At 57.6% G+C, this 15,358-nt stretch carries 17 protein-coding genes; 11 read left to right on the top strand and 6 right to left on the bottom strand.

Going from position 1 to position 15,358, the window contains the following annotated elements:
- Positions 1-8: 8 nt before the first annotated feature.
- The 5 genes from HDF14_RS12085 to HDF14_RS12065 all read right to left on the bottom strand — a co-directional run bounded on the left by HDF14_RS12085 (position 9) and on the right by HDF14_RS12065 (position 3,147).
- Positions 9-1,358: a M56 family metallopeptidase gene (locus tag HDF14_RS12085; protein WP_183976939.1), complete on the bottom strand. Its 1,350-nt coding sequence runs from the start codon at positions 1,356-1,358 to the stop codon at positions 9-11.
- Positions 1,345-1,737, bottom strand: a complete 393-nt coding sequence (locus tag HDF14_RS12080) for a BlaI/MecI/CopY family transcriptional regulator (protein ID WP_183976937.1) — start codon at positions 1,735-1,737, stop codon at positions 1,345-1,347. Before HDF14_RS12080 ends, HDF14_RS12085 begins: the two co-directional genes overlap by 14 nt.
- A 153-nt stretch (positions 1,738-1,890) precedes the next feature.
- Positions 1,891-2,316: an LIC_13387 family protein gene (locus tag HDF14_RS12075; protein WP_183976935.1), complete on the bottom strand. Its 426-nt coding sequence runs from the start codon at positions 2,314-2,316 to the stop codon at positions 1,891-1,893.
- Positions 2,313-2,840: an SRPBCC family protein gene (locus tag HDF14_RS12070; protein WP_221304662.1), complete on the bottom strand. Its 528-nt coding sequence runs from the start codon at positions 2,838-2,840 to the stop codon at positions 2,313-2,315. The genes HDF14_RS12075 and HDF14_RS12070 overlap by 4 nt, the downstream gene beginning before the upstream one ends.
- A gap of 1 nt (position 2,841) precedes the next feature.
- Positions 2,842-3,147 carry an ArsR/SmtB family transcription factor gene (locus HDF14_RS12065; RefSeq protein WP_183976933.1) on the bottom strand — a complete coding sequence of 102 codons (306 nt, stop codon included), beginning with the start codon at positions 3,145-3,147 and terminating at the stop codon, positions 2,842-2,844.
- A 174-nt stretch (positions 3,148-3,321) separates the two neighbouring features.
- On the opposite strand from HDF14_RS12065, the gene HDF14_RS12060 reads away from it, so the two are divergent.
- From HDF14_RS12060 to HDF14_RS12040, 5 genes are all read left to right on the top strand, one after another.
- Entirely contained in the window at positions 3,322-3,543 is a 222-nt protein-coding gene (locus tag HDF14_RS12060; RefSeq protein WP_183976931.1) for a hypothetical protein, read from the top strand.
- A 62-nt stretch (positions 3,544-3,605) separates the two neighbouring features.
- The gene (locus tag HDF14_RS12055) at positions 3,606-4,601 is read left to right on the top strand and encodes an arginase family protein (protein WP_183976929.1); all 996 of its coding nucleotides are present in this window, start codon (positions 3,606-3,608) and stop codon (positions 4,599-4,601) included.
- Positions 4,595-5,557 (top strand): ABC transporter ATP-binding protein, encoded by a 963-nt coding sequence (locus HDF14_RS12050; protein WP_183976927.1) that lies wholly within the window; start codon positions 4,595-4,597, stop codon positions 5,555-5,557. The genes HDF14_RS12055 and HDF14_RS12050 overlap by 7 nt, the downstream gene beginning before the upstream one ends.
- Positions 5,550-6,581, top strand: coding sequence for an ABC transporter permease (locus HDF14_RS12045; RefSeq protein ID WP_183976926.1), 1,032 nt, complete (start codon positions 5,550-5,552; stop codon positions 6,579-6,581). Before HDF14_RS12050 ends, HDF14_RS12045 begins: the two co-directional genes overlap by 8 nt.
- 335 nt (positions 6,582-6,916) lie before the next feature.
- The gene (locus HDF14_RS12040; RefSeq protein WP_183976924.1) at positions 6,917-8,014 is read left to right on the top strand and encodes a hypothetical protein; all 1,098 of its coding nucleotides are present in this window, start codon (positions 6,917-6,919) and stop codon (positions 8,012-8,014) included.
- Between the two features lie 78 nt (positions 8,015-8,092).
- Here HDF14_RS12040 and HDF14_RS12035 read toward each other — a convergent pair whose 3' ends face one another.
- A complete protein-coding gene (locus tag HDF14_RS12035) occupies positions 8,093-8,845 on the bottom strand; it encodes an SDR family NAD(P)-dependent oxidoreductase (RefSeq protein WP_183976922.1) in 753 nt (250 codons plus the stop codon).
- 263 nt (positions 8,846-9,108) lie between these two features.
- On the opposite strand from HDF14_RS12035, the gene HDF14_RS12030 reads away from it, so the two are divergent.
- From HDF14_RS12030 to rlmD, 6 genes are all read left to right on the top strand, one after another.
- On the top strand, positions 9,109-10,314 hold the full coding sequence (locus HDF14_RS12030) for a DUF2252 family protein (protein ID WP_183976920.1): 1,206 nt from the start codon (positions 9,109-9,111) through the stop codon (positions 10,312-10,314).
- Between the two features lie 435 nt (positions 10,315-10,749).
- Positions 10,750-11,634: a carboxylating nicotinate-nucleotide diphosphorylase gene (gene nadC, locus HDF14_RS12025; protein WP_183976918.1), complete on the top strand. Its 885-nt coding sequence runs from the start codon at positions 10,750-10,752 to the stop codon at positions 11,632-11,634.
- Between the two features lie 7 nt (positions 11,635-11,641).
- Positions 11,642-12,460 carry a biotin--[acetyl-CoA-carboxylase] ligase gene (locus tag HDF14_RS12020; protein ID WP_183976916.1) on the top strand — a complete coding sequence of 273 codons (819 nt, stop codon included), beginning with the start codon at positions 11,642-11,644 and terminating at the stop codon, positions 12,458-12,460.
- Between the two features lie 25 nt (positions 12,461-12,485).
- The gene (locus HDF14_RS12015; RefSeq protein ID WP_183977455.1) at positions 12,486-13,292 is read left to right on the top strand and encodes a type III pantothenate kinase; all 807 of its coding nucleotides are present in this window, start codon (positions 12,486-12,488) and stop codon (positions 13,290-13,292) included.
- Positions 13,293-13,354: 62 nt separating this feature from the next.
- Positions 13,355-14,068, top strand: a complete 714-nt coding sequence (locus tag HDF14_RS12010; RefSeq protein WP_183976914.1) for a hypothetical protein — start codon at positions 13,355-13,357, stop codon at positions 14,066-14,068.
- Complete coding sequence (gene rlmD, locus HDF14_RS12005) at positions 14,065-15,357, top strand: 23S rRNA (uracil(1939)-C(5))-methyltransferase RlmD (RefSeq protein WP_183976912.1); 1,293 nt, start codon at positions 14,065-14,067, stop codon at positions 15,355-15,357. Before HDF14_RS12010 ends, rlmD begins: the two co-directional genes overlap by 4 nt.
- The last annotated feature ends 1 nt before the right edge of the window (position 15,358 follow it).

Below are 15,358 nucleotides of genomic sequence, written 5' to 3'. Positions count from 1 at the left end.
CGACCCACTTACTTGCCAAGTAAATAATTAACCGTGACCGTCGTATCCACCGCAACAGGATTTCCGTTAAGCAGATACGGATTCCAGCGCCATTCCTTCACCGCTGTCAGTGCGCTCTCGTCGTAGTCGGCCCGCAGACTCTTCTTCATATGCACGTCCGTAGGCACTCCGTTCTCATCGATAGTGACCGCAAGCACAACCGGCCCATTCAGCGTGTTCTTCGTCGCCTTCGCCTCTACCGGATAAACCGGCGGCCTTTTGTAGACCGCGTCATTCTTAAGAATGGGAATTGTCAGCCTTGCCGAGTTCGTTCCCTGAGCCGTCGAAGTCATCGCTGGCCCAGATACCTCCACGCGCAGCGCCAACGCCGATGCACACATTACCAGGCCAGCGACTCCACAAACAGCAGTCATAACAAACCGCCGCACTCCTCTTACGTCTGCACGTTCTTCGCTCAGTGTCATAACTCTCCTCTCAAAGCTGTTGGCATCGAAAATTCCGATGGCGTGAAGTGTCCTATCCGGCTCGTTGTTCACCAGCAACGACGCCAGCCTTAGCAACGACCGTGCATAACTCTCACTCCCGGCTACAGCCTTCGCCGCCATCGCATCGCAGACCATCTCCCTGCTCTCCGCGACCCGCGACCGCGTCAGCCACAGCAGCGGATGATAGGCCACAGGCAGAGACAACAGGCCGTATGCGAGATTCTTTGCAAAATCGCGACGCTGAATATGAGCGAACTCATGCGCCATCACCGCATCCAGGTCCTCGTCCGTAATCTTCTCCAAAAATCCCGGCGGCACGATCATCACACTATTTCTAATCCCCACCGTTACCGGACCGAAGATCATCCCGGACACGGCCACCTCTGCCTGCTCGCAACCAAAAACGCTGCCCCATCGATTCCACCGCGTCATCGGTCCGCTGGCTAAAACCATGCGCTCTGCTTCACGCTCCATCAACCACGTACTCCAAAGCCTCCACCCAAGCCGGCCCGCGAAGTACAGCAGACTGCATCCGTAACCCAACACCGCCGCCGCGAGCACACTCTTCGGAACTCGCAGCATCTCCACCCCGGAGCTAATGCCTGCTCCAATCGCAACTCGCACCTCATCATGCACCGCACCAGATCCCCGAAGCACCATCCTCAAAACCTCGTGGATCAGGTCGCTCGGGCGAATCCGACATGCTGGCAGAAACACCTCAACCATCATCGCGATCACCCACACACGATGCTCCATCCGTGGCCCACTCTGCCGCAGGATCCGCGCTGCGATCCATCCCGCCGCGAATATCATCGGCACCTGCCATATCGAGTTCAGAAGGTACCCCAACGTCCAGCTCTCAAGAGCGTTCATCCTCGTGGCCTCCTTTCTTCTCGAGCATCCTGCTCAGCCGTGCGATCTGCTTCGCATCAATCTGCTTGCTCTTGATCAGACTCATCACCAGTTCTTCGCTCGATCCGCCAAACATCCGATCCACCAGATCTCTAACCGCATGACGTGACGCAGCGGCTTCGCTGATCGTCGCACTGTACTCAAACGACCGGCCCCGGAGCCTGCGCTTCAGCTTGCCTTTCTTCGTAAGGATGTTGAGCATGGTCTGCACTGTCGTATAAGCCAGCTGCTGTTCAAGGCCATCCTGCACGGCTCCGGCGTTGCTCGCCCCAAGCCGCCAGATGACCTTCATGATCTGCAACTCAAGCTTCGTTAAGGTATCTTTTGGCTCTTGACCCATGACGATCTCCTAAACAATTAGGACAATAGGTCGTGCGCACAGATTCTGTCAACTAAAAAGTTAGGACTTCAGCTCTTTAAATTCGAAGGAAAGAGGGTTTCGATACACCCAACGCCCACCCGTGACAATAAACTCAGGCTGCGATCGCTCGATTCATCCAGCGGTCCTCCGCACAGAAAGCGCACCCATCAAAAAACAAAACGCAGCGATCGCAGACAGCACCACAGGCCCAAGGGAAAAGTACCGCAGCGACAGCACAGTCCCAAAGCACTGCAGCACGAACATTCCCCACGCAATCCTGCGCGCCGCCATCTCCCCGGCCCGCGCCATCGCACCCAGCGTCCACGCCAGCCAGATACAAAAAACCTGAAATGCAGAGATGAACAGCCCAAAGCCAATGTAAAAACCGCCATAGCTAAATGTCGTGCTGCCCACGGAGAAGCGCACCTTATTCATCGCATCCCACACGGCACGGCCCTCCGCCGTATCCGGGCGGAAGGCCAGAAAACCGTAGGTGTGGCCCACAGCAAACAGCAGCATCACCACAGCCGCAGCGCGAAACCATGCCGCAGCCCTCACGCTGCCCCGCCAACTTTGCCTGCGAAAATCCCAAGCAGAGCGCCCCATCCTCCCTCGGAGTTCACCTGCTCGCGCATCTTCGCGCATCCCACGCCATGGCGAGTCAGCCCGCGATGCTCCAGTTCGACCAGCGTCGTTCCGTCATCCGCCGGCGTAAACCTCACCTCAACCTCGCTGCACTTGCTAAGGTCCGGTTCGTACTGCCAGTCGGGCCTTATCTGCCACGCCATCACAAAAAGATGAGGCGGCTCCCACGTCAGCACCGATCCCCACGGACAGTTCGTCCCATCTTCCTGCTCCGTGTAGATCGCACCCATCGGCCTGCCCTCGACCACAACCCGCTTCATCGGCGAGTTGCCGATATGGTGCGTCCTCGGCCACCAGCTGTCCATCTCTTCGGTGAAGATGCGGAAGGCACGCGCCGCATCGGCTCGCACGCGAATGCTCTTGCGAACGGGTTCGATCTCGTGCGTCTCCACATCCATCGTCATCGTGTTCTGCGGATTCAGTTGTCTCTCCGGCATGTCATTTCTCCTCTACCTTCGCTTGAAATGCTTCCAGGGCCTCGCCCCAGAAGTTGTCCAGATACTTTCGCAACATCGCAAAGCCATTCGGATCCAAACTGTAGTACCGCCGCGTTCCTGACGCCTCATCACGCACCAGCTTCGCCTCTTTCAAAATCCGAAGATGCTGCGAGACCGCTGGCCTGCTCACTGGAAGACCTTGCGCCAACTCTCCTACCGGCAGCGGTCCGCGACGAAGCCGTTCAACCAGAGCGCGTCGAGTCACATCGCCGAGGGCATCGAATTGACGCTCTTGGTAAGTATTCACTTACCGTAAGCTAATACTTACGTAAAAATTGGTCAAGTTCATAATGCAACAGCGGCCGCAAAAAAATCCCTGCCGACCAACGGGAGGCCCAAGGCGAAGCCGGTATACACCCCAGGAAGTGGGCGCCGCCCGCGCAGGGCGCACTAAAACCGCAGTCGTTTTATCATGGAGATTATGCCTTTTCCGATCAAAGTCTGTGCCGTTTGCTCCGAAGAGTTCGAGTTGAAACCCGATAAACCAGGCTTCGCCAATCGCTGTCCAGAGTGCAGCACCGAAGAATCAACAGACCCCGTTACCAAGCGCCACATGGACGCCGACGAACGCAAGAACGAGAGTGAAGCGAACGCCGCCAGAAGACAAGCCATGCGCGAACTCCTCTACCGCAAAGAAAGCTGACGTTTCCCGCTTGTATCAGGTAAAACTTGTCTTCAGACCGCTTTGCCGCAACGAGGTGCTGAATGAAGAGGCGAGAGTTCCTGACCACAGCGGGCGCAGCTGCTCTTCGGCTCACGCTGGACGGCACGCACGCCGAAGGGCAACCGATCCACCCATCTCCCAACGCACACCAGGCAACTCCGACTTACGTAGTTCTAGGAGTTCCACTTCGCGCAGGATCGCTCTATCCCGGAAACGAGAACGACGCTCAGGCCTACCGTGACGCCGATCTGGTAAAGCGGCTGAACGACGCCGGCCGCAACGCTGTCGATGCCGGCAATCTCCCGATACCCAGCTATCTTCCCCATCACTCCATTCCTCCCGTCAGAAACTGGCCAGCTCCACGAATTGTCTGGGACCTGCTGAGCAAGCATCTCGCCGGAACACTCGCTCAGCCCGGACAAACTCCGCTGTTGATTGGTTGCGACTGCAGCATCGTCGTAGGAACTGCACAAGCCTTAAGCAAAGCCACATCAAACGACATTCACGTCCTCTACATCGACGGAGACTGCGACGACGCAGCGCCAATCTCCTCCCGCAGTCAGAGCGCCGCCTCCTGTGCCGTCTGGTTTCTCACCCATGACTCTCCGTTTTGGAACGGGCCACCGCTCAAACCCTCGCAGGTCTCCTTCGTGGGTTGGACCACCCCTTCGCAGTCGCCGGAAACAGGCATCCAGTCCACCTCTCTGGCCGATCTCCGGCGCATCGGGATTCGACAATCGGCCCAGCAAATTCTCGCAGCGATACCACCCTCGGCTGCAATCCTGTTGCACCTGGATATCGACGTCTTCCGCGCAAGCGATCTGACCGCAATCTACTTCCCTCACGAACAAGGACTCAGCCTCGAAGAAGGCAAAGAGCTGATCGGCTTACTGCTTCAAGATCCCCGCATTCGTCACATCGAAATCAGCGAATACGCCGCTCTCCGTGACGTCGGTCAAACCTCCGTCCATCAGCTTGTCCAGATCCTCGTCGACAAGCTGCCACCCTCGAAGCCAAAGGCCACCTCTCCATGCTGAACGCAAAGCCGCAGGCCGACCGTCCATCGCTGCTGTTGCGCGGAGTCCGCAAGACGTTCGCTGATGTCGTAGCCGTGAATGGCATCGATCTAGAGGTAACGCCGGGCGAGTGTTTCGGTCTCCTCGGCCCAAACGGCGCAGGAAAGACGACCACAATCGAGATCTGCGAAGGCCTCACAGCACCCGACAGCGGCGACGTCGAACTCCTCGGCCTCAACTGGCGCACCAATGCAGACGAGCTTCGCCAACGCATCGGCCTGCAGTTGCAGGAGACCCAGTTCTCCGAGAAGATGACCGTCGAAGAAACCCTGCGCCTCTTCCGCAGCTTCTTCCACCGCGGCATCACCGTCGAAGATTCCATCAAAACCGCACAACTCGAAGAGAAGCGTAGCGCCCGCGTCGGCACACTCTCCGGCGGCCAGAAGCAACGCCTCGCCATGGCCTGCGCCCTCGTGGGCGATCCCGAGCTGCTCTTCCTCGACGAGCCAACTACCGGCCTCGACCCCCAGGCCCGGCGCAACCTGTGGGACCTCCTCGACCGCCTCAAGCAGGAAGGCCGCACCATCATCCTCACCACGCACTACATGGACGAAGCCGAGCGCCTGTGCGATCGCGTCGCCATCATGGATCACGGCCGCATCATCGCGCTCGACACGCCACCGCGGCTCATCGCCTCCGTCGGCGGAGAGCACATCGTAGAGTTTGCCGCTACCAGCCGCGACAACAGAGATGGCGCAGTCGATCCAGCCCTCCTCACTGCAATCGACGGAGTGGAGTCCCACCGCCTCACCGCAGGCATCCACCAGCTCTCCGTACGCGAACTCCACACCGCCGTGCCAAAAATCTTCTCCGTACTAGCCTCGCAAGGCCTTCACCTCGACGAGTTCCGCACCCACTCGGCCACACTCGAAGATGTCTTCGTAAGCCTCACCGGAAGGAACCTGCGCGATGAATAATCTGGAGTTCAGCAGCCTCTATCAACTCACGATGATGCGCTTCCGCCTCTTCCTGCGCGAGCCCGAGGCGATCTTCTGGATCTTCATCTTCCCCATCCTTCTCGCCGCCGGCCTCGGCATCGCCTTTCGCAATCGTCCACCCGAAGTCCTCCAGGTTGGCGCAACCACGCTGCAACTAACCCAGGCGCTCAACACCGACAAGCTTCTCACCTCCATAACAATGGACGAGGCCACAGGAACGCAAGCCTTAGCCACAGGACGCATCTTGCTCCTCGCCGTGCAGAGACCCGACACAACCATCTACCAGTACGACTCCACCAACCCCGACGCGCGAACCGCAAAGCTCCTCGCCGACCGCGCCATCCAAACCGCAGCCGGCAGACACGAAGCCCTCCCCACCAAAGAGGAACTCGTCCACGAGACCGGCTCCCGCTACATCGACTTCGTAGTACCCGGCCTGTTGGGCATGAACCTCATGGGCTCCGCCATGTGGGGAATGGGATTCGCCATCGTAGACGCGAGACAAAAGAAACTACTCAAGCGTCTCGTAGCCTCGCCCATGTCACGCTGGCAGTACCTCGCATCCTTCCTCCTCTCGCGCCTGGTCATGCTCGTCATCGAAGTCGCCGCCTTTCTCGGCTTTGCGAGACTTGTCTTCGGAGTGCCCTTCCGCGGATCGATCCTGCAGCTCGCTCTGCTCTGCGTTCTCACCTCACTGGCCTTCTCCGCCCTTGGCTTACTCACAGCCTCCCGCGCCAAGACCATCGAAGCCGTCTCCGGCCTCATGAACTTCGTCATGTTCCCCATGTGGATCTTCTCCGGAGTCTTCTTCTCCTCCACACGTTTTCCCGCAGTCGTCCAGCCCCTGATTCGAGCCCTGCCTCTCACCGCCGCCATCAACGCCATGCGCGGCAACATGCTTCAAGGACTGAGCCTGCAGCAGCTCATCGCGCCCGTAGCCATCCTCTTGGCATGGCTCATCATCCCCTTCGCCATCTCCCTGCGCATCTTCCGCTGGCGCTAGTTGTCGAGGGGACGAAAACGATCGCCTCCCGTCCAGCCACGTTAGTTTCCGAAAAGGTCAGCTTTTCGGAGAGTACGACCCCGGAGATTCTCAAGACTCCGTCTTTAGGAAACGCGCCCGCGCTGCCCACGTGTCCTTGAGACCTGACAAGTATGTAATAATCCCGCTGTGAATAGCTCGCACTGCCTTGTGTAGTGGCGTTAGTGGCTAAGGTGGGGAGCCTTCAAAAGGCTTGCGTGATTTATTTCGACTTGAGCTCGAGAAGTCTCTGATCGAGTTCACTTTTGTTGAGATCCATGGGCCGGGGAAGAAACTTCAGCACAGGGAGACACAAAATGAAGGTCGTCACATTTGGAGTACTGGGAATTCTTGTGGGTGCGAGTCTCTCACTTCATGCGGATTTTACGTATACAGAAACAACGCAAATGACAGGTGGATCAATGTTGGGCCTCATGAAAATGGCCGGAACTTTCAGCAAACAGGCTCGCCAGGTGGGAGAGCCAACTGTGTCAACCGTCTCAATACAAGGCAATCGCATGGCTCACATCAACACCGATCGAACTGAGATCATCGACCTTGATGCAGAGACAATCACGAATATCGACAACTCGAAACGACAATATACGGTCACAACCTTTGCAGAGATGAAGCAGCAGATGCAGGCCGCTGCGGAGAAGGCAAAAGCTCAACAGCAAAAGACTGCGAAATCAACTCAAGAACAACCAGCGGATACGGATATAAAGTTCCAGGTCCACGTGCGGAGTACTGGCCAATCCAGGGAAGTCGCTGGGTTGAACGCGAACGAGTCGATTCTCAACATGAATATGGATGCCACTGACAAGAGTTCAGGGCAGACAGGCTCCATGGCAATAACGAACGATATGTGGCTGGCGGCCGAGATTCCGGGGTACGACGAGGTTAGGGAGTTCTATCGCAAGTTCGCGCTGAAGATGGGAACGGTTTTCACTGGCGCGATCAACCCAGCCATGCTGGCGCAGTATCAGGGCGCCAGTCAGGGAATGGCAGAGATGGCGAAAGAGATGTCCAAGCTGCAAGGAACTCCCGTACTCCAGGTCATGAGGATGGGAATGACCACGGACGGCAAACCGTTACCGGCCGCTTCGGAAGCTCCCTTGCCTCCCGCAGATGCTCAACCTGCGACGCCGACTGCAGGAGAAGTCGCGCAGCAATCGACTTCTGCCGCGATAGCCAGCAAATTAGGAGCATTCGGCGGACTTGGAGGGTTCGGCCATAAGAAGAAGCCTGATCCCCCTCCAACTGACTCTGACTCGGAGGCAACGCCAGCACAGCCAACCTCAAGCGTGTTGATGGAGACGAATACTCAGTTGACCAGTTTTTCCCGAACCGTAAACGCCTCAAGCTTTATTGTCCCGCCTGGGTTTAAAGAGATTTCACAGAAGGCTTCGAACTAGAAGCCCACATAGATCGAAAGTCTGAACGAAAAAGAGGAGAGCATGTAAGCTCTCCTCTTCCGTTTGCTTCAAAACGGCTTAGATACCCGATCCACCTGAGACGAAGATCGTCTCGCCAGTGATCCAACGTGCATCCTCTGAGGCCAGGAACACTGTCGGTAGGGCGATGTCTTCCGGCTGTCCGATGCGGCCAAGTGGCGTCGTTGCGACCGTTTGCTTCTCCATATCGCTGCCGATTACACCGAGGCTTACTGCGCCTTCTGTCTCAACCATGCCGGGGTTGATGGCATTGACCCGGATCTTACGGGGGCCAAGCTCCTTGGCAAGCGACTTGGTGATGGTGTCAAGGGCGCCCTTGGTTCCCGAGTAAACCGAGCCGAACGGAGGAGCGAAGGTGCTGACCACCGAACTGATGTTGACGATACTGCCACCGGTCTCAGGAAAGAGGGGCAGTGCATGCTTAGTAGCTAGAAAGACCCCGAGCACATTGGTGTCGTACTGGCGGTGGTACTCTTCCGGGGTGATCTGGTCGACCGGGCCAAACGCGAAGACGCCCGCGTTGTTGATGAGGATGTCCACCTTGCCGTAGGCCTCCTTCGTCTTGGCAAGAAGCTCGATGACTTCGGGTTCTTTCGCGACACTGCCGCCGACCGCTATGGCCTTGCCACCAGCTTTGACAATCTCAGCAACGACCTTGTCGGCGCCCTCCTTGCTCGAAGCGTAGTTCACAACGATCGAGGCTCCCTCGGCCGCCAAGTGCTTGGCGATGGAGGCGCCAATGCCTTTTGATGCTCCTGTAACCACTGCTACCTTACCCGCAAGCTTCGCCATGAAATGCTTCCTCTTTCGTCTCTTGAATTCGACACTTCGATATTCATCTAATAGATGTCAGGTCGTTCCCAACGATGCAGAATTCGGGTCGACGTGCATTCCAGCGAAGCGATCATCTGCACTCAAAAAGGTGAGGATCGAAATTCGTCTCTTCGCCAAGTTGAGTCATTCCATCAAACTGATCACTATCGAAAACTTTCACCACGCGCACATGTCGCACGCAAGACACACAACAAATGTGAATTTTCTGCTAATACTGGTTGATGCGGAAAAAAGTAGTTGAGATCAAACCAGCCGATCGTCAAGCAATCCTCGAAGAACGCCGCCGCCTCAAGATGGCACGCTCTGCGCACGCCTATGTCCGTGGAAACACACTCCAGTTCTATGAGTGGCTCAAGGCCGACTCCGCCCGCAAACTCCCCCAGGGACCTCCAATTTGGATCTGCGGCGACTGCCACGTAGGCAACCTCGGCCCCGTCGCCAACTCCGACGGCAAAGTAGAGATCGAGATCCGTGACCTCGATCAGACCGTCATCGGCAACCCCGCGCATGACCTCATCCGGCTCGGCCTATCACTCGCCACCGCTGCCCGCGGCTCCGACCTGCCCGGTGTCACCACCGCCCTCATGATGGAGCAGATGGTTCAGGGATACTGCAGCGCCATGATCCCCCAACGCGCTAAGAAGGCAACGAAAGATCCAAAGAACCTGCGCCCCGTCGAGACCGTGCTCCATCAAGCTGTCAATCGCGAGTGGCGGCATCTGGCGCAGGAGCGCATCGAAGACGTCAAGCCAACCATCCCGCTGGGCGATCGCTTCTGGGCGCTCTCTGACCAGGAGAAGGAAGAAATTACAAAACTCTTTGAGACCGAAGAGGCGCGCAAGCTCATCACCTCGCTCAAACACCGCGACAACGACGCCAAAGTCCGCGTGCTCGACGCCGCCTACTGGATGAAGGGCTGCAGCTCCCTCGGCCGCCTACGCTACGCGGTCCTGCTCGGCGTAGGGCCAAAGAAAGACAAGGAGTACTGCCTCGTCGATATCAAAGAGGCCGTTCGAGCCGCCGCCCCCGCAGCCAAAAACGCAGACATGCCCAAAGACTTCGCCCAGCGAGTTGTCACCGGCGCATCGAACCTGTCTCCGTATCTCGGAGAACGCATGCTCGCTGCAAAGTTCCTCGGGCGCCCCGTCGTTCTACGCGAACTCATGCCCCAGGACCTCAAGCTCGAGATCGATCGTCTCACCCGCGAAGAAGCCGTCAACGCCGCCAGCTATCTTGCCTGCATTGTCGGCAAAGCCCACGCCCGCCAGATGGACGCTGCCACCCGCAAGCAATGGGCGGCAGAGCTGACCAGAAACCGGTCGAAGACCCTCAACGCCCCGAGCTGGATGTGGAGCAGCATCGTCGAACTCATCGCCAGCCACGAAACCGCCTACCTCGAGCACTGCCGCCTCTACGCAACGGCGTAGGCAAAGAAAAACGGGTTGCAGGCAGCCCGCTACGCGCTGTGCGGTCACTTCGTGACGTGTATACCCCTTCGGTTGGCGCTCCCGTTGGTCGCGATGAGATATCAGCCGACCATCGGGAGGCCGGGGCGAAGCCGGTACACACCCCCAGTGGGAGCCGCCCGCGCAGGGCAACCTACGCACAAATCCTCCTCCTCTCCCGACAAAAGATTTTTCACAGGAAAATCTTCAAAAGTCGGCGTATTTTCTACCTCCCAAAAACACACGTCCAAAACACCACGTTTCACCATCAATCCACCACAATCTCACCAGCGAAATACCACTCCGAATACGCAGTTTCTCCAAAACCCCCTCGAAATAGCCCATAAATAGCAAAAAATCCTCCCAGTCAGCCTCAGGGATTTTTTTTGCAAAAAACAAGAGGTTTAGGATTACAGAATGGACTGGAAGAGCAAACGGATTCGCACCATCCTTGAAGCTGCCCTGGCAGAAGACAAAGTCGCCAACGACGTCACCACCGCTCTAACGATCGCCCCAGATCTGCGAGCCTCCGGAACCATCATCGCGAAGCAGGCCTGTGTCGTCTCGGGACTCGGCTGCATCCCAGTCTTTCTCGATATCTTCGCAAAGATGTCCCCCGCCCCCGTAGGCCGATTCGAAGTCATCAGCCACCCAGAGATCTTCGACGGCGTAAAAGTAAAAAAGGGCCAGACCCTCGCTGTCATCCGCCACAACGCGCGGGCGATCCTGTCCTGCGAGCGCGTGATCCTTAACCTGATGCAGCGCATGAGCGGCATCGCAACCCTGACCAACGAGTTCGTCAAAGCCGTCGCCGGAACAAAGACAAAAGTTCTCGACACACGCAAAACCATACCCGGCCTCCGTGCACTCGATAAGTACGCAGTCTGCTGCGGAGGAGGCGTCAATCACCGGCTCGACCTGCAGGACGGCATCCTCATCAAGAACAACCACATCTCGCTCGGCGGCGGTCTCCCTATTGTGCTCGAACACGCACTCGAAGGCCGTAAGACTGGGCAGGTCGTGCAGGTCGAAGTCCGCAGTCAGCCGGAACTCGACCAAGCCATCGCCGGCGGCGCAGAGTCTATCCTGCTCGACAACATGACGCCATCGCAGGTAAAGAAAGCGATCAAGCAGATCCGCGCAACCCTGCCAAATGTTCCTGTCGAAGCCTCCGGCAACATGAATTTGAAGACAGTGCGGGATTACGCGTTAGCCGGAGTGGACTTCGTCTCCGTCGGCGCGCTCACCCACTCCGCCGCGGCGGCCGATCTAAGCATGCGCATCACAGCGGATATTTACTGAGGACCGGGTGGCCGATTCATTTGACGCATCCTCAGTTGCAGCCGCGCTCTCAGGCACAGCATTTGCAGACCGCTTGCAGCACCTTCCAACTGTAGGTTCCACTAACTTGCTTGCAATCGAAGCCGCACAGGCCGGCGCGGCCCACGGCAGCGTATGGATAGCCGACGAGCAGACCGCAGGTCGCGGCCGTGGCGGACACGCCTGGCATTCGATCCCCGGCGACGGGCTCTATCTCAGCGTGCTCCTGCGCCCCCATATGGCACTCGTCGACGCGCTCTGGCTCTCTCTCGCCACCGGTCTCGCGGCACAAGCTGCAATCGCCGTCATCACCGGCCTCCAACCCGACATTCGCTGGCCGAACGATCTTCTCCTCGCTGAAAAAAAGTGCGGTGGCATCCTCGTCGAGACCTCCGCCATCCCTTCACACTCCGATACACCAACCTTGCTGCGATTCGCCGTCGTCGGTATCGGCATCAACGTAAATCACCAGAGCTTCCCCCCAGATATTGAAGCGGTAGCGACCTCGCTTCGGCGCGAGAGCGGAAACCCGTACTCCCGCGAACACGTACTGATCGAACTCCTTCGAGCTCTCGATCAACAAATCAAGCTCCTCGAAGACGAACTACGCGACGCATCCACCAGCCCAAAGCTGCTGGAAAGATTTGAGTCAGCCTCGACCTGGGTGCGCGGTAAACGTGTTCGAGTAGACGAGACGGGCGGATATACTGGCGTGACGACTGGGTTGGACTCGCGTGGATTTCTGCGCGTTACGGGAGACGATGGAAAATTTCACACCGTCCTCTCCGGCGGAGTTCGACCATTCTAGAAAGACAGCGTGGGAGATTCGAACGATGCTATTGGCCATGGATGTAGGAAACACAAACACCGTCCTCGGGCTGTATCGCCTCACTGGCGAAGCCGCAACAGGGTCGGAGCTCGTGGCGAACTGGCGCATCACCACTCCGTCGTCGAAGCAGACCAGCGATGAGTTCGGCATCCTGTTGCGAAACCTCTTCGGCCTGAAAGGCCTGGAGTTTGGAGTCGTCGACGGCATCGCCATCTCATCAGTAGTGCCTCCGTTGGACTCAACCCTGCGGCAGGTCTGCGAACTCTACTTTCACGTCAAGCCCATCTTCGTCGAACCCGGCGTGAAGACCGGAATCCCTGTGTTGACCGACAACCCAGCCGAACTAGGCGCGGACAGAATCGTCAACTGCGTCGCAGCCTTCGAGCGTTTCGGTGGTCCCTGCATCGTCGTGGACATGGGAACAGCGACGACCTTCGACGCACTCTCAAAAAAAGGAGAGTTTCTTGGCGGCGCAATTGCGCCCGGTCTTGGCATCTCAGCCGACGCGCTATTCTCCCGCGCCGCCCGCCTCCCGCGCATCGACATAAAGAAACCTGCGAAGGTCATCGGAACCGGAACCGTAGACAACATCCAAATCGGTCTCTACTACGGCTACATCGGGCTAGTTGATGGCATCCTTGAACGCATGATCGCCGAGATGGGGCCTGACACGAAAACTGTTGCCACAGGCGGCCTCGCGAAGCTCATCGCCAGCGGATCGAAGTACATCGGCGCAGTCGACGAGATGCTGACCCTTACCGGCCTGCGCCTCATCTACGAGCGCAATCTGGACCGGCACAGAAGACGCTGAGCCTGACTGGAGCAACCCATTCGGCACGCTCGCCTCCGCTGGCTTAAGATGTAGAAGAGCCCATGCAGAACTACTTCAATTACTTCACAGAGATCGAGGAGCGGTTTCAGCAGCGTCGTGGCTCCCTCCTCATGCTCTCGACGCTCGACTGGGCGCTAATCGAGACCTGGCGTGAAGCAGGCATCCCCATTGAAGCAGTGTTGCGCGGAATCGACAACGCCTTCGACAAGCATGATGCAAAAGTCCTGCGCGCGACGATCAGAACCCGCAAAGTGAACGGCCTGGCATGGTGTGCACAGAGCGTCATGGAAGCAGTAGAACAGGCGATGGAAGCCTCCATCGGCGCCGCGTCCAATCACGCAACCGAAACAGAGAGCGGCTTTGAAACCGAACGCGTAGCACTCTATCTGGAAGGCAACGCTGCTGCCATCGAATCGGCGAAACTCAATTCGCCAGCCGACGGAACTGCCGCTGAAGTCGCCGTCCGCCTACGTGCACTCGCTCTCGGCCTGCGCGCTGAACCAAAGCATTCGCTCGAAGAGCTGGACCGAACCCTCAGCGTGCTCGAAGAGAAGATCTTCGCCGCTTTGACGAACGCGACATCAGAACAAGAGCTGGTGACATTGCGCGAACAGGCAACCCGCGAACTCGCGCCCTACCGCGGCAAGATGCAGGCCGTCCAGATCAAACAAGTGCAACAGCAGTTTCTCCAGAAGCGATTGCTTGAAGCCTGCAAACTACCTCGCCTCAGCCTCTTTTATATGAGCCACGGATGAAGTTACAAATTGAAAAATCCGTCTACGGCGGTGCAGGTTTGGCTCATGAGCCCGAAGGCAAAGCGCTCCTGGTGCCGTTTACGCTACCAGGCGAACTGGTCGAAGTGCAGCTCGTCGAACAGAAAAAAACGTCTGATGAAGTTTTGCTGTCACAGGTTCTAACTGCGTCCAAGGATCGCGTCAAACCAACTTGTTCGCACTTCGGAGAATGTGGCGGATGCCAGTATCAGCACGCCGAATATTCCGCGCAGGTAAAGATAAAGTCATCCATCCTGCAGCAGACCCTAGAACGCGCCGCATTGATGGCGCTTCCAAATATCGAGAGTCACATCGGCCCACCATGGGGTTACAGAAACCGCATGCGCTTGCGTATCGAAGAACTGGACGGCACTCCAAGAGTAGGCTACAACCGTCGAGGCACCAACGAATTTCTAGCCATTCGCGAGTGCCCTATCGCGGCTCCAATCCTTTGGCGCGCCGCACAAAGCCTTTTGCAGGTGTCAGCGCAAACACCTTCCGTTGCACGCTGGCTAATCAATGCCGTCGAAGTGGAGTTCTTTACAACCGGCGACGAAAAGAAACTTCAGATGACCCTCTTCGTCCGAAAGGATCAACCGGGACTCGCTGCATTCTGTGAGCACTTGAAACAAGTGATACCGGAGCTCGCAGGTGCTGGCACATCTCTCCTTAAACTCACAGGCCCTCAGCGCCAGGTACAGAAGCCGCGCCCGCTGGAGAGTTGGGGCGCAACCGGGCTAAGCTATCGCGCCGCTGACGAAGACTACTGGATAAGCCGTGGCGGCTTCTTCCAAGTTAACCGCTTCCTCGTCGACGAACTTGTTCGGATTGTCGCGGCAGATCGCAACGGCCAACTCGCGTGGGACCTATACGCCGGCGTGGGACTATTTTCTCGCGCCCTTGGAAAGAAATTCCAGCAGGTCGTAGCGGTCGAAACCGTCGGCGCCGATTTGATCAACTCCTTCGAGGGACCGGGCAAACGCGCCGTAGAAGCAACGACTGTCGACTTTCTCCGCCACGCGGTTATCCAACGCGAACGACCCCAGTTGATCGTGATGGACCCGCCACGAGCCGGTGTTGGAGCCGATGTTTGCTCGTTCCTTACGCGAATTTCAGCTCCCGAGATCGTCTATGTCTCCTGCGATCCGACGACTCTGGCCCGAGACCTGAAGATGTTGGTTGACGCAGGCTACAAGCTGAAAGAACTCCATCTCGTGGACCTGTTTCCTCAGACGTTTCATCTGGAAACAGTAGTAGTTTTGCGCAAATAAA

The organism is Tunturiibacter gelidiferens, assembly GCF_014201335.1.
Classification (GTDB): Bacteria; Acidobacteriota; Terriglobia; order Terriglobales; family Acidobacteriaceae; genus Edaphobacter; species Edaphobacter lichenicola_E.
Note: the sequence above shows the minus strand (reverse complement) of the source record. Positions and strands in the feature narration are given on the sequence as shown.

Excerpts from the sequence above, each read along its gene's own strand:
- HDF14_RS12085 (WP_183976939.1), bottom strand. The coding sequence starts at position 1,358 with ATGAACGCTCTTGAGAGCTGGACGTTGGGGTACCTTCTGAACTCGATA.
- HDF14_RS12080 (WP_183976937.1), bottom strand. The coding sequence starts at position 1,737 with ATGGGTCAAGAGCCAAAAGATACCTTAACGAAGCTTGAGTTGCAGATC.
- HDF14_RS12070 (WP_221304662.1), bottom strand. The coding sequence starts at position 2,840 with ATGCCGGAGAGACAACTGAATCCGCAGAACACGATGACGATGGATGTG.
- HDF14_RS12060 (WP_183976931.1), top strand. The coding sequence starts at position 3,322 with ATGCCTTTTCCGATCAAAGTCTGTGCCGTTTGCTCCGAAGAGTTCGAG.
- HDF14_RS12055 (WP_183976929.1), top strand. The coding sequence starts at position 3,606 with ATGAAGAGGCGAGAGTTCCTGACCACAGCGGGCGCAGCTGCTCTTCGG.
- HDF14_RS12050 (WP_183976927.1), top strand. The coding sequence starts at position 4,595 with ATGCTGAACGCAAAGCCGCAGGCCGACCGTCCATCGCTGCTGTTGCGC.
- HDF14_RS12045 (WP_183976926.1), top strand. The coding sequence starts at position 5,550 with ATGAATAATCTGGAGTTCAGCAGCCTCTATCAACTCACGATGATGCGC.
- HDF14_RS12040 (WP_183976924.1), top strand. The coding sequence starts at position 6,917 with ATGAAGGTCGTCACATTTGGAGTACTGGGAATTCTTGTGGGTGCGAGT.
- HDF14_RS12035 (WP_183976922.1), bottom strand. The coding sequence starts at position 8,845 with ATGGCGAAGCTTGCGGGTAAGGTAGCAGTGGTTACAGGAGCATCAAAA.
- HDF14_RS12030 (WP_183976920.1), top strand. The coding sequence starts at position 9,109 with ATGCGGAAAAAAGTAGTTGAGATCAAACCAGCCGATCGTCAAGCAATC.
- nadC (WP_183976918.1), top strand. The coding sequence starts at position 10,750 with ATGGACTGGAAGAGCAAACGGATTCGCACCATCCTTGAAGCTGCCCTG.
- HDF14_RS12015 (WP_183977455.1), top strand. The coding sequence starts at position 12,486 with ATGCTATTGGCCATGGATGTAGGAAACACAAACACCGTCCTCGGGCTG.
- HDF14_RS12010 (WP_183976914.1), top strand. The coding sequence starts at position 13,355 with ATGCAGAACTACTTCAATTACTTCACAGAGATCGAGGAGCGGTTTCAG.
- rlmD (WP_183976912.1), top strand. The coding sequence starts at position 14,065 with ATGAAGTTACAAATTGAAAAATCCGTCTACGGCGGTGCAGGTTTGGCT.